This is a genomic window from Mesorhizobium sp. B2-4-17 (assembly GCF_006441275.1).
Lineage (GTDB): Bacteria > Pseudomonadota > Alphaproteobacteria > Rhizobiales > Rhizobiaceae > Mesorhizobium.
Genome location: NZ_VFUX01000003.1, coordinates 97,749 through 119,359 on the forward strand (window position 1 = coordinate 97,749; position 21,611 = coordinate 119,359).

The 21,611-nt window shown below is 64.5% G+C and carries 21 protein-coding genes; 11 read left to right on the forward strand and 10 right to left on the reverse strand.

Going from position 1 to position 21,611, the window contains the following annotated elements:
* The first annotated feature begins 239 nt into the window (after positions 1–239).
* Complete coding sequence (locus tag FJ548_RS04005; protein WP_140610741.1) at positions 240–818, forward strand: hypothetical protein; 579 nt, start codon at positions 240–242, stop codon at positions 816–818.
* Positions 819–824: 6 nt separating this feature from the next.
* Entirely contained in the window at positions 825–1,883 is a 1,059-nt protein-coding gene (locus FJ548_RS04010; protein ID WP_246671537.1) for a S8 family serine peptidase, read from the forward strand.
* A gap of 103 nt (positions 1,884–1,986) precedes the next feature.
* Here the strand turns inward: FJ548_RS04010 and FJ548_RS04015 are convergent, their stop codons facing one another.
* The 3 genes from FJ548_RS04015 to FJ548_RS04025 are packed head-to-tail and all read right to left on the reverse strand — an operon-like array spanning position 1,987 to position 4,507.
* On the reverse strand, positions 1,987–3,249 hold the full coding sequence (locus FJ548_RS04015) for a CCA tRNA nucleotidyltransferase (RefSeq protein WP_140776927.1): 1,263 nt from the start codon (positions 3,247–3,249) through the stop codon (positions 1,987–1,989).
* Positions 3,246–3,878, reverse strand: a complete 633-nt coding sequence (locus tag FJ548_RS04020; protein ID WP_140776929.1) for a CoA pyrophosphatase — start codon at positions 3,876–3,878, stop codon at positions 3,246–3,248. Before FJ548_RS04020 ends, FJ548_RS04015 begins: the two co-directional genes overlap by 4 nt.
* On the reverse strand, positions 3,878–4,507 hold the full coding sequence (locus FJ548_RS04025; protein WP_140759949.1) for a DUF1285 domain-containing protein: 630 nt from the start codon (positions 4,505–4,507) through the stop codon (positions 3,878–3,880). The genes FJ548_RS04020 and FJ548_RS04025 overlap by 1 nt, the downstream gene beginning before the upstream one ends.
* Positions 4,508–4,649: 142 nt before the next feature.
* On the opposite strand from FJ548_RS04025, the gene FJ548_RS04030 reads away from it, so the two are divergent.
* The 4 genes from FJ548_RS04030 to FJ548_RS04045 all read left to right on the forward strand — a co-directional run bounded on the left by FJ548_RS04030 (position 4,650) and on the right by FJ548_RS04045 (position 11,613).
* The gene (locus FJ548_RS04030; RefSeq protein ID WP_140610744.1) at positions 4,650–5,654 is read left to right on the forward strand and encodes a MoxR family ATPase; all 1,005 of its coding nucleotides are present in this window, start codon (positions 4,650–4,652) and stop codon (positions 5,652–5,654) included.
* On the forward strand, positions 5,654–6,652 hold the full coding sequence (locus tag FJ548_RS04035) for a DUF58 domain-containing protein (RefSeq protein WP_246671538.1): 999 nt from the start codon (positions 5,654–5,656) through the stop codon (positions 6,650–6,652). Before FJ548_RS04030 ends, FJ548_RS04035 begins: the two co-directional genes overlap by 1 nt.
* The gene (locus FJ548_RS04040) at positions 6,649–9,471 is read left to right on the forward strand and encodes a DUF4159 domain-containing protein (RefSeq protein ID WP_140610745.1); all 2,823 of its coding nucleotides are present in this window, start codon (positions 6,649–6,651) and stop codon (positions 9,469–9,471) included. The genes FJ548_RS04035 and FJ548_RS04040 overlap by 4 nt, the downstream gene beginning before the upstream one ends.
* Positions 9,472–9,534: 63 nt before the next feature.
* Positions 9,535–11,613, forward strand: coding sequence for a hypothetical protein (locus tag FJ548_RS04045; RefSeq protein WP_140610746.1), 2,079 nt, complete (start codon positions 9,535–9,537; stop codon positions 11,611–11,613).
* Between the two features lie 169 nt (positions 11,614–11,782).
* Here the strand turns inward: FJ548_RS04045 and clpS are convergent, their stop codons facing one another.
* From clpS to FJ548_RS04065, 4 genes are all read right to left on the reverse strand, one after another.
* Positions 11,783–12,088 carry an ATP-dependent Clp protease adapter ClpS gene (gene clpS / locus FJ548_RS04050; protein WP_010911143.1) on the reverse strand — a complete coding sequence of 102 codons (306 nt, stop codon included), beginning with the start codon at positions 12,086–12,088 and terminating at the stop codon, positions 11,783–11,785.
* Positions 12,089–12,228: 140 nt separating this feature from the next.
* A complete protein-coding gene (locus FJ548_RS04055) occupies positions 12,229–12,543 on the reverse strand; it encodes a hypothetical protein (protein WP_140610747.1) in 315 nt (104 codons plus the stop codon).
* Between the two features lie 163 nt (positions 12,544–12,706).
* Positions 12,707–12,979: a hypothetical protein gene (locus FJ548_RS04060; RefSeq protein ID WP_140610748.1), complete on the reverse strand. Its 273-nt coding sequence runs from the start codon at positions 12,977–12,979 to the stop codon at positions 12,707–12,709.
* Positions 12,980–13,017: 38 nt separating this feature from the next.
* A complete protein-coding gene (locus FJ548_RS04065; RefSeq protein WP_140610749.1) occupies positions 13,018–13,317 on the reverse strand; it encodes a hypothetical protein in 300 nt (99 codons plus the stop codon).
* Positions 13,318–13,597: 280 nt separating this feature from the next.
* Here FJ548_RS04065 and FJ548_RS04070 point away from each other — a divergent pair, with 280 nt between their 5' ends.
* Both FJ548_RS04070 and FJ548_RS04075 read left to right on the forward strand, forming a co-directional pair.
* Positions 13,598–14,314 carry a response regulator transcription factor gene (locus FJ548_RS04070; RefSeq protein ID WP_140610750.1) on the forward strand — a complete coding sequence of 239 codons (717 nt, stop codon included), beginning with the start codon at positions 13,598–13,600 and terminating at the stop codon, positions 14,312–14,314.
* A complete protein-coding gene (locus tag FJ548_RS04075; RefSeq protein ID WP_140776931.1) occupies positions 14,311–15,720 on the forward strand; it encodes an ATP-binding protein in 1,410 nt (469 codons plus the stop codon). Before FJ548_RS04070 ends, FJ548_RS04075 begins: the two co-directional genes overlap by 4 nt.
* Before the next feature lie 65 nt (positions 15,721–15,785).
* On the opposite strand, the gene choV is transcribed toward FJ548_RS04075, so the two are convergent.
* From choV to FJ548_RS04090, 3 genes are all read right to left on the reverse strand, one after another.
* Complete coding sequence (gene choV / locus FJ548_RS04080) at positions 15,786–16,967, reverse strand: choline ABC transporter ATP-binding protein (protein WP_140610752.1); 1,182 nt, start codon at positions 16,965–16,967, stop codon at positions 15,786–15,788.
* Entirely contained in the window at positions 16,964–17,818 is an 855-nt protein-coding gene (gene choW / locus FJ548_RS04085; RefSeq protein WP_140610753.1) for a choline ABC transporter permease subunit, read from the reverse strand. Before choW ends, choV begins: the two co-directional genes overlap by 4 nt.
* Before the next feature lie 135 nt (positions 17,819–17,953).
* Entirely contained in the window at positions 17,954–18,889 is a 936-nt protein-coding gene (locus tag FJ548_RS04090) for a choline ABC transporter substrate-binding protein (protein WP_140610754.1), read from the reverse strand.
* 261 nt (positions 18,890–19,150) lie between these two features.
* Here FJ548_RS04090 and FJ548_RS04095 point away from each other — a divergent pair, with 261 nt between their 5' ends.
* From FJ548_RS04095 to FJ548_RS04105, 3 genes are all read left to right on the forward strand, one after another.
* A complete protein-coding gene (locus FJ548_RS04095; RefSeq protein WP_140692097.1) occupies positions 19,151–19,762 on the forward strand; it encodes a thymidine kinase in 612 nt (203 codons plus the stop codon).
* Positions 19,763–19,861: 99 nt separating this feature from the next.
* Entirely contained in the window at positions 19,862–20,245 is a 384-nt protein-coding gene (locus FJ548_RS04100; protein ID WP_140692094.1) for a cytochrome c family protein, read from the forward strand.
* 276 nt (positions 20,246–20,521) lie between these two features.
* Positions 20,522–21,610, forward strand: a complete 1,089-nt coding sequence (locus FJ548_RS04105; RefSeq protein WP_140692092.1) for a hypothetical protein — start codon at positions 20,522–20,524, stop codon at positions 21,608–21,610.
* The last annotated feature ends 1 nt before the right edge of the window (position 21,611 follow it).

Here is a 21,611-nt window from a genome sequence, read left to right on the forward strand (position 1 = left end):
AAAGCAGGCAGATAGAACAGCGTTGGGCCACGGCGTCCGCGATGGCGTTCGACGCGATCGCGAACGTCATGCCGCCAGACCTCGCAGGGCCAAAAAATTACATTCGCCTTAACTAAAGTAAACCCGGCGGTAACCGATCCATGCCATTGTCGCACCGATAATCCGGCTACAGCGGGCTGCAAGAGGAGCCCGTCGCCATCAGGCACTGGTCCGGAATCGGTAGGCGAGGTGTTTCGCGCATGCGCGAAAAGTCCGGCAATCGAGAGAGTTTCCGCTCGGCGGCGCTCCTCCTGTGCGCGCTCCTTGAGGGGTCGCCGGCTATTGCCCAGGAAATGACGACATCGTTGGTCGACATCCATCAGGGCTCGCCACTCAGCGATCGCGCGAAGGGCCTGGGCAACGGCGGTTACGAACTGCAGAACGGAAACCGGGTATCGTTCAACCAATGGTACCGCGCAAGCTGGGTCGACATGCACGTGGACCTGCTGACCCAGGTCACCGAGGATACCGGCATCCTTTGGGGCTTTGGAACCGGAGAAGAGGGCGAGAAGTATCGGATCCAGCCCAGCCTGAAGCTTGGCTTCCTCACCCAGATGCATCCGAATCCGAACAGTACGCTTTCCCTGTCGCTCACCACGACCTTCGGCGGCAAGCTCACCGAAAAGGCCTGCGAAGCCGATTATGGCGACTTCGGTACCTACAGCGTCAATTGCCGCCTCGCGGCCAGCCAGATGGCACCTGAGGAAACGCTGAAATATCTGGTTAACGCTAAACCGGAGAGCCAGCATCTCTGGCTGAACTACCGTGTTAGTTTCTGATCGCCGATGCCTTGGATCGAGAAAACCATCTCGCCGAAGTTCGCGATCGCCCGTCCCAGTTTCTTGTTTGACCGGAGTTGGAACATGTCAGGTAATCACTTGAAATTCGGTATCGCCCTCGCTTTCGCCATGCTGTCGGCGCCGATCGCGTCGGCACAGGAGGCTCCCGATGCGGAGGAAATGGCCGCGCTGTGCCATGGCGGCCTATCCATATGCGTGAGCGCAACAATCCCGACCGCGCGTACGCAAGCTGCCACACCAGGATGGATGAGCCCCGACGTCGGTGCCGCATGGGCGGCAGGCTACAAGGGGCAGGGCGTCACCATGACCATCGTCGACGACTTCAGCAGTTCGTCGCGCTTCTCCGGTAACTTCGGCGTCGGGGTTCAAAACCAGCGGCACGGTGAATGGACCCGCGAGGAAGCCGGCATGATCGCGCCCTGGGCGAGCATCAGATCTAAAGACTTCTCCACAGGTTCGGCGGTCTCGCTAGCGCCCGGCCGTAACGTGCTCAACCTCAGCTACGGGATGTACACGACCGCAGGCTACAGCGTGAACCAGATCGGGTGGGCACCGGAAGAGGCGTCGATCATCTCCTATGCCAGCAGTGGATCGGCCATCATCTCAAAGGCGGCCGGCAACGACTCCGTCGCGGTCGGGGGTGTCACGAACGGCCAGCAGGACTATCTCAATCTCGCCCTGATCGGCAAGCAAACAGCAATCTTCGTCGGTGCGCTGTCGACGAATGGCACGACAACCAACAAGGCGCAGCTTGCCTGGTACTCGGACTACGCCGGCTCCAATCCGCTGGTGCAAAGCCACTTCCTTGTTGTTGGTGTCGATGGAAGCAAGACAGGCCTTTATGGCACCTCCTTCGCCGCGCCGATCATTTCAGGATATGCGGCGATAATAGGCAGCAAGTTCACCAAGGCCACGCCGACCCAGATCACCAACGATCTGCTCAATACGGCTCGGACCGACACCCTGGTCAACTATAGGGCCTCCGTCTATGGCAAAGGCGAAGCGAGCCTGTCACGCGCCCTGGCTCCCGTGGCAATCAGGTAGATGGGCAATGCATATCTCCCAAAGTGGCCTTGGGAGAACGACAGGCATCGAGACAAAGACCTGATCCAAAGCGCGGCGCGTGATCCGTTTCGACGCGACGCGTTCAGGTTTCAAGTGCCTTTGCGGCGCGCTCAAGCAACGCGCCGCGATCAAGCGCAAACCCCGCGTCGATCCATTCCGCCTCAAGGTTCTTGAGGATTTCACCGAGCTTTGGCCCCGGCGTTGCGCCGAGCGCGGTCAGATCGGCGCCCTTCAGCGGAAACACTGGTTTTTCCCATTTGAGCGCGAAGGCAAGCAGGCGCGAAAAACCGCCGGCTTCGAGCAGCGCGTCATTGTCCTCGGCGGCGCGCATCCGCACCGATGCAAGCGCCAGCCGCAGGCGATCGACAAACCCCTGCCGGTCGCCACGGTACAGCCTTTTCGCCAGTTCGCCCTCGGTCGTCCTCGACGCGACGGCGGTGGCCACCGCCCAGTGGCGCAACCGGTCTGCTTCGCCGGTCGACAACCTGAGGCGCTCGGTGAGCGTTTTCATGCGCGCGGCGTCCGGCGGCACGATCGCCTCCAGCCGCAGCATCGGATCTGTCGCCCAGCCCAGATCCTTCTCGGCCTTGGTCAGCCCGTGGATCGCATCGATGCCCCATTTCTCGCTTTCCGGCAGTGCGGCGGTCAAGACGCTCGCCTGGCGCATCCAGAGCAGCGCCCGCGAGGGATCAGGCGCCGACAACAGCTTCTTCAGTTCGGACCAGATGCGTTCGGCCGAAAGTTGCGCCAACCCGTCCTTCAGCCGGGCGCAGGCCTTCAGCCCCTCGGCGTCCGGCCGGCCTTCGCCATACCAGGCGAAGAAGCGGAAGAAGCGCAGGATGCGCAGATAATCCTCGCGGATGCGCGCCTCCGTGTCGCCGATGAAGCGCAGCCGGCGGGCCTCGATGTCGGCGATGCCGCCGACAAGGTCGACAACCGTCCCGTCAGCCTCGGCGTAGAGCGCGTTGATGGTGAAATCGCGCCGCTCGGCATCGAGCTTCCAGTCGCGGCCGAACGACACCCTGGCGCGACGGCCATCGGTTTCGACATCGGCGCGCAAAGTGGTGATTTCATAGGGCTTGCCGCCGGCGACCACCGTGATCGTGCCATGCTCGATGCCGGTCGGCACCGTTTTGAAGCCTTCCGCCTCGGCGCGGCGGACCGTTTCCTGCGGCAGGCAGGTGGTGGCGATGTCGATATCGGCGACCGCCTGGCCCATCAGCGCATTGCGCACGGCGCCACCGGCGACACGCGCCTCCTCACCGCCCTCGGTGAGCGCGCCAAGCAGGCGCTGCAGATGCTTGTCGCCGAGCCAGTCGGCCCTGCCCGCGATCGATACACTCACGCATAGAGCCTTTCATAGAGCGTGCGGATGATGCCGGCGGTGACGCCCCAGATGCGCCTGTCGCCATAGGGCATGTCGTAGAAGAACCATTCGAGATCGTTCCACATGCGGCTGTCGCGTTTGTGGTTCACCGGGTCCATCAGGAAGCGCAGCGGCACTTCGAAAGCGGCATCGACCTCGTCGGCGTTCAAGGTCAGCTCGAAGCCGGGTCGCACGATGCCCAGCACCGGCGCGATGCGGTAGCCGCTGCCGGCGACATAATCGGGCATGCGGCCGAGGATCTCGATGCGATCGCCGCCGAGGCCGATCTCCTCGAAGGTCTCGCGCAGCGCCGTTGCTTCCGGGCTCGCGTCGGTCGGGTCGATGGTGCCGCCGGGAAAGGCCACCTGCCCTGAATGGCTGCGCAGCTTCTCGGCCCGTTTGGTCAACAGAACCGTCGCCTCGCCGTCATGATCGACCACCGGGATCAGCAGCGCGGCATTGCGCAGCGCCTTGTTCTGGGTGAGGCGCGGGTGGCCGGGATTGAAGCGGTGATCGCCATAGTCGTCGTCGGCATGCGCTTGCGGCTGCGCGGCGAAGCGCGTGCGAAAATCCGCCGATGAAAACGGCGCCGGCGCCATATGGTCCATCACGCGCTCAGCTGTTTCAATTGGTCGGCCGGCATGATCGCGAACACCGCTCCCTTGGAGCGCACGGCGAACATCGTCCTGCCGTCGATCTCGACCTCCTCGCCATGGCCGACCAGCTCGTACATGACAGGCCGCGCCACCAGCGCCTCCAGCCTGCCGCGCACCAGCACATAGGGCTTCAGGCCTCCGGTCTCGTCCTCGTCGACGAAACGCAGCGGCCGCTCCGGTCCGGCCTCGACCACGTCGCCGACATTGGTGCGGAAGGTGATGATCTGTTCGCCGCCGCGGCCCGAAACATCCATCTCGACGGCGATGAAGGGCGCATCGGCGACGCGGATGCCGACCTTTTCCACCGGCGTTACCAGATAGGTCCTGCCGTCGGCATCCTTGCGCAGCACTGAGGAAAAAAGCTGGACCAGCGGCATGCGGCCGATCGGCGTTCCCAGGTAGAACCAGGTGCCGTCAGCCTTGATCTCCATATCGAGATCACCGCAAAAGTCGGGATTCCAGTGCTCGACCGGCGCCGCGCCCTTGCCGGCACGGGCCGCACGCGCGATCAGCGCCTCGAGGCCCCGCGCCTCGGTGGCATCGGTAAGGCTTTGTTCGCGATGTGGCGAGTGTTCCGTCATGGTCACGAAATAGTCACTGTTGTTCCGCTTGTCAGCCTAAGTCTGTGATTTAAATTCGAACATAGGCGCTACGCGAGGCCGAATCGCGGCACCTATGGTATGGTGCGAGCCGGTATTTCCAAACCAAAGGGATCGATGCGGCATGAGCGTGATTGTCAAGGAAAGCCCGATCAGCGAAAAGGACATGGTCGCCGAGGCCGAGAAGGCGCTCGCCGACATTTCCAGGATCCGCGACGGGGTCGGCCGGGTGATCTTCGGTCAGGAGAACGTCGTCGAGCGTACGCTGGTGGCGCTGCTTGCCGGCGGCCATGCGCTTCTGGTCGGCGTGCCGGGCCTTGCCAAGACCAAGCTGGTCGAGACGCTGGGCGTCGTGCTCGGCCTCGATTCGCGCCGCATCCAGTTCACGCCCGACCTGATGCCGTCCGACATCCTCGGCTCCGAGGTCATGGAGCAGGACGAGACCGGCAAGCGATCCTTCCGCTTCATCTCCGGGCCGATCTTTGCCCAGCTTCTGATGGCCGATGAGATCAACCGCGCCTCGCCGCGCACCCAGTCGGCGCTGCTGCAGGCGATGCAGGAGTATCACGTCACCATTGCCGGCGCCCGCCATGATCTGCCCTCGCCTTTCCATGTGCTGGCGACGCAGAACCCGCTGGAGCAGGAAGGCACCTATCCGCTGCCCGAAGCCCAGCTCGACCGCTTCCTGATGCAGGTCGACATTCTCTATCCCGAGATCGAAGCCGAGCGCCGCATCCTGCTGGAGACCACCGGCGTCGAGGACGCCAAGGCGACCAATGTATTGCAGCCCGCCCGGCTGAAGGAGATCCAGACGCTGATCCGGCGCATGCCGGTGCCCGAAAGCGTCGTCGAGGCGATCCTAACCCTGGTGCGCTCGGCGCGCCCGGGCCAAGGCAATGCCGAAACCGACAAGCACGTCGCCTGGGGTCCCGGTCCGCGCGCCAGCCAGGCGCTGATGCTGTGCACGCGTGCCCGCGCTCTTTACGATGGGCGCCTGGCACCTTCGGTCGACGACGTGCGCGCGCTGGCCGAGCCGGTGCTACAGCATCGCATGGCGCTCACTTTCGCCGCCCGCGCCGAAGGCACCAGCGTTCGCGACGTGGTGGCGAAACTCGTGAAAGGGATTTGATGGCGCGAATCGGCGAGGTCCAGGCTCCGGCAGCGACGCGCGACGCGCTCGCCCGCGGCCGGTTGCGGGCTTCGCTTGTGCCGGACCTGCTGGTCGAGGCGCGCCGCATCGTCAACACCGTGATCGCCGGCTGGCACGGCCGCCGCAAACGCGGCATCGGCGAGAATTTCTGGCAGTTCCGGCCCTATGTGGAGGGTGACGCCTCGCGCATCGACTGGCGCCGCTCGGCCCGCGACGACCACACCTATGTGCGCGACCGCGAATGGGAAGCCGCCCATACGGTCTGGCTGTGGGCCGATCCCTCGCCCTCCATGCTCTACAAGTCGACGGGCGCCGGCGTCTCCAAGCAATCGCGCGCGCTGGTACTGGCGCTGGCCATGGCCGAACTGTTGTCGCGCAGCGGCGAACGCATCGCCTGGCCTGGCCTGACCGATCCGTTCACCGCGCGCAACGGCGCCGAGCGCATCGCCGCCCAGTTGATGCATGCCGGCGACTTGCCGGCAAAGCCTGACCTGTCCGATATCAGGCGCTTCTGCGACATCGTCATCGTCAGCGATTTCCTCGATTCCGTCGAGGAAACCATGGCCTGGCTCGACGTCCTCGCCCGCCACGGCGTGCGCGCCCATCTGATCGAGGTCGCCGATCCGGCCGAGGAAACCTTCCCCTATGCCGGCCGCACGGAGTTCACCGATCCGGAGACCGGCGACAAGCTGACCGCGGGACGTGCCGAGGTGCTGGGCGATGAATACCGCCTGCTCTACACCGCCCGCCGCCAGGAACTGGCCGGCTGGTGCAAGCGGCTCGGCTGGAGCTTCACCGTCAACCACACAGACCGGCTGGCTTCCGACGCCCTGGTGCGCCTGCACATGGCAATGACCGCCGATGGCTCTTATGCCCGGCCGACCTCTGGTCGTGCCCGGCCGACCTCTAGTCGTGCCGGGCTGCCCTCTGCTCTTGCCGGGCCGACCTCCGGTCAGCCTGGAAAGGCCGTGGCATGAGCTGGCTGCCGCTCTCCTTTGGCGCTCCCATGGTGCTGTGGGGCCTGCTGGCGCTGCCGGTGATCTGGTGGCTGCTCAGGCTGACGCCGCCCAAGCCGCAGACCGAGATCTTTCCGCCGCTGAAGATCCTGGCGCGCGTGCTGAAGCGCGAGGAGACGCCGCAGCAGAGCCCCTGGTGGCTGACGCTGCTCAGGCTGCTAATGGCGGCGCTCATCGTCGCAGCATTGGCCGAACCGGTCTTCAATCCGCGCGAGAAATTGCCGGCCGAGGGTGCGGCACTTGCACTGGTCGTCGACAATGACTGGGCCAGTGCCGCCGACTGGAGCAAGCGCGTCGCCACCGCCGAACGGCTGATCGCCGATGCCGGCTCCAACGGCGTGCCGGTCATCCTTGCCTTCACGGCCGAAAAGCCCAATGCCGAGATCGGCCCCTTCGATGCCGCCGCCGCGCTGAACCGGCTGCGTGCCGCCAAGCCGCGGCCGATCCCGACCGACCGGCCCGCTGTCTATACCCGCGTCGCCGGCGCGCTGGAGACCTTGCCCGGCGCCAGCGTCGCCGTGCTGGCTGACGGCCTGGCCGCCAAGGGCGACGAGGCCGCCTTCAACACGCTCTTGTCGAAAAATGCCGCCCGCATCGTCTGGGCAACCGCTGACCGGCTTTCCCTGACCGGCCTGACCGCGGCCGACAATCAGGTCGACGGCTTTGCTCTGACCGCTATCCGCGCGCCGGGCGATCCGGCTCCGGCGCAGGTCACCGCCGGCGCTTTCGACGATAAGGGGCGCCGCATCGCCGATGCGACGCTGACCTTCGCGCCCGGCGAAGCCACGGCCACGGGCACCATGACGGTGCCGTTCGAGTTGCGCAACGACTTCGCCTCGATCGCGCTCGACGGCGAGCGCCACGCCGGTGCGGTGCGCGTTCTGGATGAAAGCTCCAAGCGCCGCCGCGTCGGGCTGCTGTCGCAGGCCGAAGCCGACCAGGCGCAGCCGCTCCTGTCGCCGCTCTACTACATCAGGCGTGCGCTGCAGCCTTTCGCCGATCTGGTCGAACCCTCCAGCGCCGATCTAGCCGACGCCATCCCGCAGATCCTCGACCAGAAGCCGGCGATGATCATCATGGCCGATATCGGCACCATTCCGGCGCAGGTCCGCCAAAGGCTGGTCGATTGGGTCGACAATGGCGGCACGCTGGTGCGTTTCGCCGGCTCGCGGCTGGCGGCCGCCGGCAATGACGACGACCTTCTGCCGGTCCGCCTGCGCACAGGCGAGCGCTCGCTCGGCGGCGCATTGTCATGGACCTCGCCACAGCCGGTGACCGAATTTCCGAAGGCCGGCCCCTTCGCCGACCTGGCGCCGCCCACCGAAGTCACAGTGAGCAGGCAGGTGCTGGCCGAGCCGACACCCGACATCGTCGAGCGCACCTGGGCGGCCCTTGCCGACGGCACGCCGCTGGTCACCGGCCTGAAGAAGGGCAAGGGCACGCTGGTGCTGTTCCACGTCACGCCCGAGGCGACATGGTCGAACCTGCCGATATCGGGCAGCTTCGTCGAGATGCTGCGCCGCATCGTGCAGCTGTCACGCAACCAGGGTGCGGCGATCGCCAATGCCGAAGCCGCCGCCACGTCGCTGGCGCCCTATCGCATGATCGCGGCCGACGGCTCGCTGGTGCCGCCGACACCGGATGCACGTCCACTGGTGCCAGGCGCCGGCGCGCTGCCGGTGACTATCGAGAATCCGCCCGGCCTCTATGGCTCGGAGACCGGTGTCTTCGCTCACAACCTGCTTGATGCCGCGAGCACCTTCGCGCCGCTGGCGCGCCCGCAAATCACCGTGCCGGTTACCACGATCCAGTATGCCTTCGACGAATCGCGCAACCTGAAGGGTGGGCTGGTCGCGGCAGTCCTGGTGCTGATGCTGCTCGACACGCTGGCGGTGTTGTGGATGGGCGGCCTGTTTTCGCGCCGGCCGCGCCGTGCCGGCGCGGTGGCAACCACCGCCGCGATCCTGATTGCGCTTGGCGCGCTGTTCGGCCATGCCGATCTGGCCCGCGCCGATGACGCCAAGCCGGGCGACGAGGCCGCGATCGCGGCGATCTCTAAGACCCGCATCGCCTATGTGCTGACCGGCGTGCCGGGCGACGATTCGATCAGCCGCGCCGGGCTCGAGGGCCTGACCCGTTTCCTGATCGAGAAGACCGCCCTGGAACCGGGCGCGCCAGCCGGCGTCGACATATCGAGGGACGAACTGTCCTTCTATCCCCTGATCTACTGGCCGATCAATCCGGCGGCGCCCATGCCGAGCCAGGCCGCGATCGCCCGCATCGACGCCTATATGCAGCAGGGCGGCACGGTGCTGTTCGACACGCGCGACCAGTTCGCCAACGGCATCGGCGCCAATTCCACCAGCCCGGCGACGGAACGGCTGCGCGACATCCTCGGCAACCTCAACGTGCCGCCGCTGGAGCCGGTGCCGTCGGACCATGTGCTGACAAAATCCTTCTTCATCCTGCCCGAATTTCCCGGCCGTTTCGCCGGCAGCCCGCTCTGGGTCGAGGCATCGCTCGACGCCAGCAATGCCGACAACCGGCCGGTGCGCACTGGCGACGGCGTTTCGCCGATCATGATCACCGCCAATGATTTCGCCGGCGCCTGGGCGGTCGACGAGAATGGCGACCCTCTGCTGCCGACCGTGCCGGCCGACCCGATGCAGCGCATGTATGCGCTGCGCGCCGGGGTCAACATCATGATGTACATGCTGACCGGAAACTACAAATCCGACCAGGTGCATGTGCCGATACTGCTCGAACGGCTGGGGCAGTAGGATGAGGTTCTTTGTTACGCTCCCCACGCGGATCGGCCCCTCCCCACAAGGGGAGGATAAGGCATGAACTGGTCGATCTCCTTCGAACCGCTGATCTCCTGGCCGCTTTGGGCCCTGGTGCTTGTGCCGCTGGCGCTGCTTGCGCTTGTCGGCCTGTGGTTTCGCCAGCGCGGCGCGGTCCTTCGCTTCGTCGCCCTGCTGGCGCTCGCCGCCGCCCTCTTCAATCCGGTATTCCTCAATGAGGAGCGTGATCCGCTGAAGAGCGTGGTTGCCCTCATCGTCGACCGCAGCCAGAGCCAGGATATTGGCGACCGCACCAAGCAGACCGATGAGGCGCTCGCCGGGCTGCAACAGCGTCTTGGCCGCTTCAAGCAGTTCGACGTCCGGGTCGTCGAGGCCGGCAAGTCCGACGCCGCCGAGGAGCGCACTGAAACCCGGCTGTTCAGCGCGCTGGAAGGCGCCTTCCGCGACGTGCCGCCCTCGCGCGTCGGCGGCGCCATCATGATCACCGATGGCGAGGTGCATGACGCGCCTCCGGGCGCTGCCGACTTCAACGCCCCGCTGCATGCGCTGATCACCGGCAACGAGCACGAAAAGGACCGCCGCATCCGCTTCGAGAACGCGCCGCGCTTCGGCCTCGTCGGCAAGCCGCTCGACATGACCTACCGCGTCATCTCGACGGAGAACGAGAGCGGACCTGTCGATGTGCGCGTTTCCGTCAATGGCGAACAGGTTTCGGTCGAGCACGCCACCGTCGGCCAAGCGATGCCGCTGCAGGTGACCATTCCGGGCGCCGGCCGCAACATCATCGAACTCGCCATCGACCGCGAACCGGGCGAATTGACCGATACCAACAACCGCGCCATCGCGCTGGTCGACGGCATCCGCGAGAATTTGCGCGTGCTGCTCGTCTCCGGCGAGCCGCATGCCGGCGAGCGCACCTGGCGCAACCTGTTGAAATCCGACGCCTCGGTCGATCTCGTCCATTTCACCATTCTGCGGCCGCCCGAGAAACAGGATGGCACGCCTATCAACGAATTGTCGCTGATCGCCTTCCCGACCCGCGAACTGTTCGTCGAGAAGATCAAGGATTTCGACCTCATCATCTTCGACCGCTACCAGCACCGCGACGTGCTGCCGATCCTCTATTACGACTACATCTCCGAATATGTCGAAAAGGGCGGCGCGCTGCTGATCGCCGCCGGCCCCGAATATGCCGGAGAAAGTTCGATCGCGCGTACGCCGCTGATGTCGGCCCTGCCCGCCATGCCGACCGGCGAGGTGGTCGAAAAGGCCTTCTATCCACGCTTGACCGATCTCGGCCAACGTCACCCGGTGACGCGCGGCCTCGACGGTTCGGCCACAGAACCGCCGCACTGGAGCCGCTGGTTCCGCACCATCGGGGTGCAGAACCCGCAAGGCGAAGTGGTGATGAAGGGGGCCGACAACCGGCCGCTGCTCCTGCTCGACCGCAAGGGCGAAGGCCGTGTCGGCATGCTCCTGTCCGATCAGGGCTGGCTGTGGGCGCGCGGCTTCGAGGGCGGCGGTCCGCATGTCCAGCTCTACCGGCGCATCGCCCACTGGCTGATGAAGGAGCCTGAGCTCGAGGAAGAGCGGTTGACCGCCGAGGGACGCGGCATGGTGCTGGAGATCCGCCGCCAGACGATGGCCGACCAACCCGGCCCGGCACAGATCATCACCCCCTCCGGCAAGACCTTGACCGTCAAGCTCGAGAAGTCCGAGCCCGGCGTCTTCCTCGGCAGCGTCCAGACCAGCGAGATCGGCCTCTTCCAGGTCGCCAATGGCGATCTCACCGCGCTGGCCCATGTCGGACCGGTCAACGCGCCGGAATTCGCCGATGTCGTCTCCACCGAGGACCGGCTGAAGGCGCCGGCGGAAGCCACCGGCGGCAGCGTGCGCCGGCTGACCCCGTCCGCCGCTACTGGCAGCGAGGTGAGCCTGCCTTCCATCGTGCCGGTGCGCTCGGCCGGCGCAGCCTCCGGCAGCGACTGGATCGGCCTGCGCACCACCGACGACAGCGTCCTGAAGGCCGTCTCGCGCGTGCCGCTGTTCGGCGGCTTCCTCGGCCTCGGCCTGTTGCTTCTGGCGATGGGCTCGATGTGGTACCGCGAGGGAAGATAGCGGCGGCGCCCTTTTCCATCTCCCCGTTTGCGGGAGATGATGCCCGAAAAGGCGGACGAAGGGCAGCCTACGCTGGGACGACCGGCCCTGCCCTCCGCTATGGCTCCGGGCGTTCGTCGCTTTAATCGACAAATTGTTGTCGATTAATCGCCCGGCGGGCGACCACTCCTCACTCCTCCGGCTCCGTCGTGAACAGCAGCGGGTAGCCCTTGGCCTTGCCGGCGTCGGTGGCCCGCGTCGCCTTGGTTTCGGCGACATCCTTGGTAAAGACCGCGACGACGCAGACGCCGCGCCGGTGCGCGGTGATCATGATCCGGTGCGCCTGGTCTTCGCTGAGCTTGAACTCGCCCTTCAGCACCGTCACCACGAATTCGCGCGGGGTGAAATCGTCATTGATCAGGATGACCTTGTAGAGCTTCGGCCGCTCGGTCTGCGGCTTGACCTTGGTTCGCGGTTTTGTGGTGATTTCTGGCATCGGAACCGGCAGTTTCCCGATCGGGCTTCGCCTCGCATTTTGCCACGCGCGGCAGCGATCGTCCATTTTGGATTGGCATGCAGACCGTCGGCGGGCCGGCCCGGTCATTCACGTTCATGTGGGAAATTGTCGGTCGCGGTTCAACGGCCCTGACGGCCGAAGATGCGGCGATTTGCGTCGGCATCCGCCCGGTGTTCCATCCATGCCGCGATCGGCCACGCGACGACGCAGATCAGCGTCACGCTGGTGAGCAGGATCAGCAGCCAGGTCTGTGCCGGCGTGATGTAGTCCCACTTGCTGGAAATGGCTGGCGCAAACAGCGAAGGCTCTGTGCGCCCGCTCGCCGGATCCGGCACCGGGCTGGCGGTGAGCAGGATCAGCACCCTGGCAATGCCGGTGGCAACCAGGCCGCCGAACACTATCGAGCGCAAAATGGACGAAAGCCGCTTCTTCATGCGGGCAGTCCTACAGGGCCGGCGTTGCAAACGGGTTAAGGCAGGTCGAAGCGCGTGACCGGAAGCCACCGGTGCTCAGTTTCCGATCAAGCGCATGGCAGAAGGCCGCCCCAGCCGGTTTGCGGCTGGGGCGGCCTTGATGGAGAGGTGTCCTGGGACCTGATTAGGCCTTCTTCGGAGCAGCCTTCTTCGGAGCAGCCTTCTTGGCGGATTTCTTGACCGGGCACTTATGCTTCTTGGTCACCTTGCAGGCCTTCGCGGCCTTCTTCATCGGAGCAGCCTTCGCGGCCGGAGCGGTGGCGGCAGGCGCAGTGGTGGTCGTGGTGGCAGCCGGAGCAGTGGTCGTGGTCGTGGTGGCGGCGGCGTTGCCGAGAGCCGGCATCGAGAAGGCGAGAGCAACGGCGAGGCCGAGGGCGGACAGGAGGGACTTTTTCATGGCTACGTTTCCTTTTTCTTGCGGGTCGAGTTTGAGCGTCACTGAACTGGGTCGTTCGGTGTCACTCCAAGCAGCTTCAAAGCGTTGGCGAGCATCCGGATGCCCTGCGCCTGTTTCTTGGCGGCGCAGTACCGGTTGCCCTTTCTCTGAAGTGCCTTTGCCGCGGTGACCTGCGTTGCCGTGGCATGGGTTTCGAGTGCTTCATCAAATTGGTGGCTGAGATTGGCGCACCGTTCAGTCCGGGTGAGCGGCGCCTTTGCATCGGATTGTCCAACAGCGGTGGTGACCAGGCCAAGACCCAGCAACGCACCCAAGAGACTGATCGACAACCTTGGCATCGGTTTATCCGCGAACCCGGAGACTATCGTCGCAGCCAATGACCTGACCGCCACGGCACCGTTATGCCGCCCTACCTTTTCAGGAGTTTTTCCGGATTGTAGAATTTTGTTTCTGGATTGTTTCTGGCTCGCCGGCGGAAAGCCGCCAAATGCTCTCTATGCGGGAAAGCGGTATTCCTTCCACCTTGAAATGCAAGGCACTGGCCAACATATGGCCCGAATTCTATCGTGTGGCTCAGCCACCAAGAATCGCTTTGCCGGCAACCGAGACGGGGCACCTGTGAAATCCGACGCACACATACTGATCGTCGACGACGACAAGGGCATCCGCGACCTGCTGCAGGAGTTTTTCCAGAAGCGGGGCTTGCACACTTCGGTTGCCGCCGATGGCACCGAAATGGAAACCATCCTGCGCCGTGCGCAGGTGGACCTCATCGTGCTCGACGTCATGTTGCCCGGCAAGAGCGGGCTGGAATTGTGCCGCGAACTGCGCGCTCAGTATTCGACGCCGATCATCATGCTGACCGCCGTCACCGAGACGACCGACCGGGTGGTCGGGCTGGAGATGGGCGCCGACGACTATGTGCCCAAACCCTTCGATCCGCGCGAGCTGCTGGCGCGCATCCGCGCCGTGCTGCGGCGCAATGGCGCCGCCGAGCCGAAGCGCGCCACCCCCAAGCAGATCTACCGCTTCGCCGGCTGGACGATGGACTGTTCGCGGCGCCGGCTGACCGCGCCCGACGATGTCAGGGTCGAGCTGACCATGGCCGAGTTCAACCTGCTGCAGACTTTCGTCAGGAGCGCGCAGCGCGTGCTGACCCGCGACCAGCTCATCGAGCTCTCCGGCGGCGATAGCGACTATTCCTTCGATCGCAGCGTCGACATCCTGGTCAGCCGGTTGCGGCGCAAGATGGAAGACGATCCCAAGACGCCCAAACTGATCCTCACCGTGCGCAGCGGCGGCTACCAGTTCCTGCCCGAGACGACCTCCGAATGAGACGTTTCCTGCCGCAGACCTTGCCTGTCTGGGTGCTGCTGATCGTCATTGCCGGCCTTTTGATCAGCCAGGTGGCGACGCTCTATATCGTGGCGCACGACCGCGCCGCCGCCAATGACGTGGTCGACCTCTACCGCCTCAACGACCGCGCCTATTCGCTGGTGCAGTTGATGAGCGGCGCCACGCCCGAGCAGCGCAAGGCGACCGCCGCGGGCCTGTTCAACTCGACCTATGCGCTCACCGTGTCGGACACCCCCGCCGTCACCTCCTCGATCGCCGGCGACGACGAACTGGCCGAACTGGAAGACATCCTCGTCGGCCGGCTGTCGAAGTTCGGCGTCACCGACGCGCGCGTGCGGCGCGACCCGGCGACGCGCGAGGCAGACGACGCCGGCGGCATGGTGTCGGGCCCCGATATCGGTCAGGTGGAACGCGACCTGCTGGTCCTGGCCGCCGACTTTGCCCAGAGCGACAAGCTGACTGCCTCGCTGCGCTTCGCGGACGGCCAGTGGCTGAACTTCACCGAGCCGATCACGCCCGTCGGCCCGATCCTGAGCGTCGACAGCCTGCCGCTCTACTCGCTGATCGCCGGCCTGGTGGTGATCATGTCGATCTGGTCGCTGCGCCGGCTGACGGCGCCCTACCGGATGATGGAAACCGCCGTGAACCGGATCGGCAAGGACCTGAAGAGCCCGCCGATCGCCGAGTCGGGCAGCCGGGAGGTCCAAGCAGCCGCTAGGGCAATCAACGCCATGCAGGCCAGGCTGCGCGAATATGTCGAGGATCGCGAACATCTTGCCGCCGCACTCGCGCATGACCTGCGCACGCCGATGACGCGCATGCGGCTGCGCCTGGAACTGTTGCGCAAATCGGCGGTTCGCGAGGCGCTGGCGCATGATCTCGCCGATGTCGAGAGCATCGCCAGTTCCGTGATCGACTTCGCCACCTTCGAGGTGACCGAGGAGAAGAACGAACGCATCGACTTCTGGTCGCTGGTTGAATCGATCGCCGACGCCTATCCGGATGTCTCCTTCGACAATGACGATACCCGCTCGCGCGGTCTGATTTGCATGGCGCGGCCGGTGGCGCTCAGGCGCTGCGTCACCAATCTGGTGCAGAACGCCGTCACCTACGGCAAGAAGGCACATCTGAGCCTCCATCGCTCGGACGGCACGATCACGCTCGCCATTCGCGACGAAGGGCCTGGCATACCGCAGGCCCAGATCGATGCCGTGTTCGGCTCCTTCGTCCGGCTGGAACAGTCCCGCAACCGCCAGACCGGCGGTCTTGGTCTCGGCCTCACCATCGCGCGCAACATCGCGCGCGCCGCCGGCGGCGAGATCCGCCTGTCCAATCATCCGGATGGTGGACTGCTGACGGAGTTGCGCCTGCCGCTGGCGACCTGAATTAAGCTATCTTCCGGCGACCAATTCCAGACGGAAAGCCGTTTCACACTTTTCTTGGAATTGCTCTATCGCCGGAGCACCGCGCTCAGCACGTCGCGGATGCCGATCGCGCCGACAAAACGCGACTGGTCGTCGAACAGCGCCACCGGTGCCGTCTGCGAACGGTGCATGGCCAGCATCACGGTCTTCAGCGACGTGCCGGGATTGGCCCAGAATACCTGGGCGCTCTCCTCCGGCTGTCTCTCGACGTCGGCGCAGGACACCCACACCGCCGGCTTGCCGTCGCGTTCGGCCGCCGCCACCAACCCGTGCTCGTCGATTTTGAAGCGCGTCGTCTTGCGCCGGTCGAGCCACACCCAGCCGTCAGTGCCGTGTTCGAGGTCGCGGCGGTCGCGCATCACGTTCCAGGCGGTCAGCACCGACAGCGGGTTCACATTGGCGATGAAGTCGCGGACATAGTCGTTGGCGGGCCTGAGCACGATGTCCTCCGGCGCGCCGGTCTGGACGATGCGGCCGCCCTCCATGATGGTGATATGGCTGCCGATCTTCAGCGCCTCCTCGAGGTCGTGGCTGACGAAGATGATGGTTTTCTTCAATTCCGCCTGCAGCTGCAGCAATTCGTCCTGCAGCTTGGTGCGGATCAGCGGGTCGAGCGCCGAGAACGGCTCGTCCATCAACAGGATCGGCGCCTCGGTGGCGAAGGCGCGCGCCAGGCCGACGCGCTGCTGCATGCCGCCCGAGAGCTCATGGGCGTATTTCTTCGACCACTGGTCGAGATTGACCAGCTTGAGCTGCCTGTGCACACGTTCCTTGCGTTCGGCGTCCGGCACGCCGGCGAGTTCGAGACCGAGGCCGACATTTTCCTCCACCGTGCGCCAGGGCAGCAAGCCGAACTGCTGGAACACCATCGCCACCTGCTTCTGCCGCAGCCGCCGCAAGGTCGCCTCGTCGCAGGTGACGACATCGACCGTGCGGTCGCCGTCCTTGACCAGGACCTGGCCACGCGAGACGACGTTCAAGCGATTGACCGCCCGCAGCAATGTCGACTTGCCGGAGCCCGACAGCCCCATGAGGACGGAAATCTCGCCCTCGTGCACGGTCAGGCTGGCGCCGGCGCAGCCCAGCACATTGCCGGTCTTCTCGAGGATCTCGGCGCGCGTCGCGCCCTTGTCGATCATCGCCAGCGAGCCCGCCTGATCGGCGCCGAAGACGATGTCGACGTTCCTGAAATCAACGGCGACGGTCATTTCTTGCCTCCAACGCCAATGCGGGTCATTCGGTCGAGCACGATGGCGAGAACGACGATGGCCAAGCCTGCTTCAAGCCCGAGATCGATGCGGCGTGAGCCGAGCGCGCGGTTGATCTCGGTGCCGAGGCCGCCGGCGCCGATCAGGGCGGCGAACACCACCATCGACAGCGACAGCATGATCGACTGGGTCAGCCCCGCCATGATGGTGGGCAGGGCCGAGGGCAATTCCACCTTCCACAGGAGCTGGCGCTTGGTGGCGCCGAACGCCTCGCCTGCCTCGATGATCGACTTTGGCACGGAAACGACGCCGAGATGAGTAAGCCGGACAGCGGTCGGGATGACGAAGATGATGGTGACGATGAGGCCGGGCGCGTTGCCGAGACCGAACAGGGTGAGCACCGGGATCAGGTAGACGAAGGTCGGCAGCGTCTGCATCAGGTCGAGCACCGGCAGCATGACGCGATAGACCTTCGGCTTGTGCGCCGCCCAGATGCCGAGCGGCACGCCGATCGCCATCGCCATCGCGGCGGCGGCGACGACCAGCACCAGCGTCTGCACCGTCTGCTTCCAGAGGTTCTGGTTGATGATGAAGATCAGGCCGAGGAAGACGGCAATGGCGAGCGGCCGCGAACGCTGCAGCAGCCAGGCAATGACGGCGATGACGAGCGCCAGCAGCACCGGCGGGACCATCAGCAAAAGGTTGACCAGCCCGTCGAGGATGAAATTGAGCCCGTTGGAGAAAGCTCTGAAGACGGTGTCGAAATTGTCGGTGAGGAAACCGAAAAACGACTTTCCCCAGGCGCCGATCGGGATCTTGTGATCGACCATGAATTTGGAAATCGGATCCATCTTACCCCTCTTCCGCCGGAGCTCTGTCTTTGGCTCCGTACTGTCGCGACGTCATCTTGTCACAGCATATGAAAAAGGGCAGCCTTTTCCAGATGGCTGCCCTTTTCTTTCGGTCATGCCGAAATCAAAGCCGGCTCAACCTCCAAGCGCGGTCTTGACCGCCGCCGCCGCATCGCCGCCGTCGAAGGTGGTGACGCCGGCAATCCATGGCTTGACCGCGTCCGGATTTTTCTTCAGCCAGTCGGTCGCGACCGTCTGGGCGTCGCCGCCCTTCAGGATGGCGTCCATCATCTGGCCTTCCATGTCGAGGTTGAACTTCAGGTTGGCGATGAACTTGCCGGCATTCGGGCACTCGGTTGTGTAGCCCTTGCGCACATTGGTATAGACGGTGGCCGCGCCGAAGCCGCTGTCGCCCATGCCGTCCAGATAGGTGATCTTCATGGCGCCCATCACCGGATGCGGCGTCCAGCCGAGGAAGGCGATCCACTCATTGTTCTTCATCGACTGCTCGGCCTGCGTCAGCATGCCGGCCTCCGAGGACTCGACCAGCTCGAACCCGGCGAGGTTGTCTTTCGGATTCTTGATCATGTCGAGGATGATGCGGTTGCCGTCATTGCCGGCTTCGATGCCGTAGATCTTGCCGTCGAACTTGTCCTTGAACTTGCCGAGGTCGGTCAGCGACTTGACGCCGGCATCCGCGACATAGGTCGGCACGACGATGCCATAACCGGCGCCGGTCAGGTTCGTGCTGATGGTCTCGACCGAACCGTCGGCGGTGTAATCCTTGATGTCGTTGGTCATCGACGGCATCCAATTGCCGAGGAAGACGTCGAGGTCCTTGTTCTTGAGCGACGCCATCGTCACCGGCACCGACAGCTGGATGACCTTCGGCTCATAGCCGAGCGCGGTAAGCAGCACCGAGGCGAGGCCGGTGGTGGCCTGGATGTCGGTCCAGCCGACATCGGAGAGACGAACAGTCTTGCAACTCGCCGGATCGCCGGCAAAGGCGGCACTCGTGGACAGGAAAGCCGCCAGGCCGAGGCCGGCGACGAAAGAATTCATACGCGACATGTACTTTCTCCCATTGCGATTCTTTGCGAGGCGAAGTTACGGTTTTTCTGCCCGCCTTGTTTCGTCAGCCAAACACCATTCTCGTGCGGTTTCAAGCATCAAGGCAATCACGATCAACGGCGCGGGCTGGCCAATCAGCGACACGGCCGACGCTATGCCGACCCGGCCTGACCTTGTCGGCGCCGGCCCGTGACGGCTTTTTCAGGGGAATGCGGCGGCAGGCCCTCCCCGCGCCGCGACAAGTCGGCTTAAAAGAGCCGCATGGCAAAGCTCTATTTCCACTACGCGACGATGAATGCCGGCAAGACGACCATGCTCTTGCAGGCATCGTACAATTATCGCGAGCGCGGCATGACGACCATGCTGTTCGTCGCCGGCCACTATAGCAAGGGCGACAGTGGCCTGATCTCGTCGCGCATCGGGTTGGAGACCGAGGCCGAGATGTTCCGTGACGGCGACGATCTGTTCGCCCGCGTCGCCGAACATCACGGGCGCAGCGCCGTCCATTGCGTCTTCGTCGACGAGGCGCAGTTTCTCGAGGAGGAGCAGGTCTGGCAGCTCGCCCGCATCGCCGACCGGCTCGACATCCCAGTCATGTGCTACGGCCTGCGCACCGATTTCCAAGGCAAGCTGTTTCCCGGCTCGCGCGCCTTGCTGGCGATCGCCGACGAGCTGCGCGAGGTCCGCACCATCTGCCGCTGCGGCCGCAAGGCGACGATGGTCGTGCGCCTCGGCCCGGACGGCAAGGTTGCCCGCCAGGGCGAACAGGTGGCGATCGGCAAGGACGTCTATGTCTCGCTCTGCCGCCGCCACTGGGAAGAGGAAATGGGCCGCGCCGCGCCCGACGATTTTATCGGCTTCACCAGGGCCTGACCTGGCGCGCGGACCACGCATCGCCCCCGATCTGCCGATGCAGCGTTTGTTAAGGCCTCCGTCCTACAAGGCCGTCAGCCAGAGCTCCCCGGGTCAGCCATGCTTCGAGCCGTTTTGTCAGCCAGCACCCTTCTGCTTGTCACCTCGCTTGCCGCTCATGCTGGCGGTGACCCGGTGCTGGGCAAGCACGTCTTCAACCGGTGCGTTGCCTGCCATGAAGCGGCTACCGACCGCGACAAGGTCGGCCCGCATCTGATGGGTGTCGTCGGCCGCACGGCCGGAACCGCCGAAAGCTTCCTCGGCCACTATTCGGAGGCCATGAAAAGCGCTGGCGCCGCCGGTCTTGTCTGGGATGAGGCGAATCTTGCCGAATACCTCAAGGCGCCCAGGCTGAAGGTGCCCGGCAACAGGATGGCTGGCCTCAGCAGCGATGACGACATCGCCAACGTCATTGCCTATCTGAAGGCCGACCCAAAACCCTGAGCCGGCTGCAACTGGTCAGTTATTTGTCGAATTCGGAGGGCATCCGCCTCGGCGGAGACTGATTGCTTTGCCGGCATGAAAGTTCAAAATCAGCTGAACTACGACTGGCTGGCCAGTTGATCACGCTATGACCACGGCTCCATTGGTTTTCAAGGGCGCGGCCGGATATTTTGTTTTCGCTCCGCCCTTGTCGTCGCGCCTTTCAATCCCCGGATGCCCCACTTATATTCGCCGCTGTTCGCGACCAGCGACCTGATGCCGAAGTGGGAGGCCCTTATGGCGACATTGCAGGATTTCGACGCCGAAATTGCCAAGACCAAGCAGGTCGTCCAGGACATGCGGGCCAGGATCGAGCAGTCCGGCACCATGCTCGACACGCTCGCCACATCGGACAAGAAGATCGGCGACGCCAATTTCGACATCGAGAACGCCCGCATCGAGGACGTGCTGAAACAGCAGAAGGTGATGGAAGGCAACATCGCCGACCTGATCATCGGGCTCGAGGACGCGACCAATGTCTTCGGCGCCGAATTCGAGAGCATGAAGAACTATACCGGCTGGGAGAACTTCGTCGGCGTCTTTTCGGCGCAGCGCAAGCAGCGCATGCGCACCGACCGCGTCCGCAACATGTCGCTGGCCGGCAATCTGCAGGAATTGCTGGCCAAGTCCGACACCATCGTCGGCATCCTCAAGGCGCAGAAAGAGATTCTCGACCAACGCTACAAGACCTCCGAGGCCAGCCTGTCGCAAGTGATCGAGCGCCGCAAGACCACCATGACGAACCTCGAAGCCGTGCAGAAACGCATCGAGGAGCTCAACCCGATGCTGCTCGACATCGAGAACAAGATCGCAGCCTCGACCAGCCAGAAGGATCGCACCCAGCTCGAAGGCGAGCGGTCGAAACTGGCCACCGAATACAATGAGAAGCAGGCCAAGGAGCAGGAACTGCTGGCTGAGAGCCAGACGCTGGAGCGCTACACCTCGATGTTCCAGACCTTCGTCGATTCGCTCAACAACCAGATCGCCGCGCAGTCCACGCTGATCAACAAGCTGACCATCGATACCGAGCAGCGCATCGTGCTCTACAAGGCGCTGGAGGATTCGCTGAAGACCGCAGCCCAGCAGGACGTTGCCCACAAGATCAACACGCTGGGCAGCCAGGTCGACAACACGGCCGAGGAAACCATGGCCGGCATTGGCGCCGCCTCGCAGAAGCACATCGGCGATCTGCTTGAGATGCACGAGAAGAACATGGTCGCCACCGCCGACATCCAGCGCCGCAAGAAGCTCGCGGACGACGCCTTTGCCCGCCGCTTCGACGAGGTGCTGAAGAAGCACAATTCGGCCAATTACGTGCAGTCATAAT

Bases quoted from the DNA above. Each gene is read 5' to 3' on its own strand.
- FJ548_RS04005 (WP_140610741.1), top strand. From the start codon at position 240: ATGCGCGAAAAGTCCGGCAATCGAGAGAGTTTCCGCTCGGCGGCGCTC.
- FJ548_RS04010 (WP_246671537.1), top strand. From the start codon at position 825: ATGCCTTGGATCGAGAAAACCATCTCGCCGAAGTTCGCGATCGCCCGT.
- FJ548_RS04020 (WP_140776929.1), bottom strand. From the start codon at position 3,878: ATGGACCATATGGCGCCGGCGCCGTTTTCATCGGCGGATTTTCGCACG.
- FJ548_RS04025 (WP_140759949.1), bottom strand. From the start codon at position 4,507: ATGACGGAACACTCGCCACATCGCGAACAAAGCCTTACCGATGCCACC.
- FJ548_RS04030 (WP_140610744.1), top strand. From the start codon at position 4,650: ATGAGCGTGATTGTCAAGGAAAGCCCGATCAGCGAAAAGGACATGGTC.
- FJ548_RS04035 (WP_246671538.1), top strand. From the start codon at position 5,654: ATGGCGCGAATCGGCGAGGTCCAGGCTCCGGCAGCGACGCGCGACGCG.
- FJ548_RS04040 (WP_140610745.1), top strand. From the start codon at position 6,649: ATGAGCTGGCTGCCGCTCTCCTTTGGCGCTCCCATGGTGCTGTGGGGC.
- FJ548_RS04045 (WP_140610746.1), top strand. From the start codon at position 9,535: ATGAACTGGTCGATCTCCTTCGAACCGCTGATCTCCTGGCCGCTTTGG.
- clpS (WP_010911143.1), bottom strand. From the start codon at position 12,088: ATGCCAGAAATCACCACAAAACCGCGAACCAAGGTCAAGCCGCAGACC.
- FJ548_RS04055 (WP_140610747.1), bottom strand. From the start codon at position 12,543: ATGAAGAAGCGGCTTTCGTCCATTTTGCGCTCGATAGTGTTCGGCGGC.
- FJ548_RS04060 (WP_140610748.1), bottom strand. From the start codon at position 12,979: ATGAAAAAGTCCCTCCTGTCCGCCCTCGGCCTCGCCGTTGCTCTCGCC.
- FJ548_RS04065 (WP_140610749.1), bottom strand. From the start codon at position 13,317: ATGCCAAGGTTGTCGATCAGTCTCTTGGGTGCGTTGCTGGGTCTTGGC.
- FJ548_RS04075 (WP_140776931.1), top strand. From the start codon at position 14,311: ATGAGACGTTTCCTGCCGCAGACCTTGCCTGTCTGGGTGCTGCTGATC.
- choV (WP_140610752.1), bottom strand. From the start codon at position 16,967: ATGACCGTCGCCGTTGATTTCAGGAACGTCGACATCGTCTTCGGCGCC.
- choW (WP_140610753.1), bottom strand. From the start codon at position 17,818: ATGGATCCGATTTCCAAATTCATGGTCGATCACAAGATCCCGATCGGC.
- FJ548_RS04090 (WP_140610754.1), bottom strand. From the start codon at position 18,889: ATGTCGCGTATGAATTCTTTCGTCGCCGGCCTCGGCCTGGCGGCTTTC.
- FJ548_RS04095 (WP_140692097.1), top strand. From the start codon at position 19,151: ATGGCAAAGCTCTATTTCCACTACGCGACGATGAATGCCGGCAAGACG.
- FJ548_RS04100 (WP_140692094.1), top strand. From the start codon at position 19,862: ATGCTTCGAGCCGTTTTGTCAGCCAGCACCCTTCTGCTTGTCACCTCG.
- FJ548_RS04105 (WP_140692092.1), top strand. From the start codon at position 20,522: ATGGCGACATTGCAGGATTTCGACGCCGAAATTGCCAAGACCAAGCAG.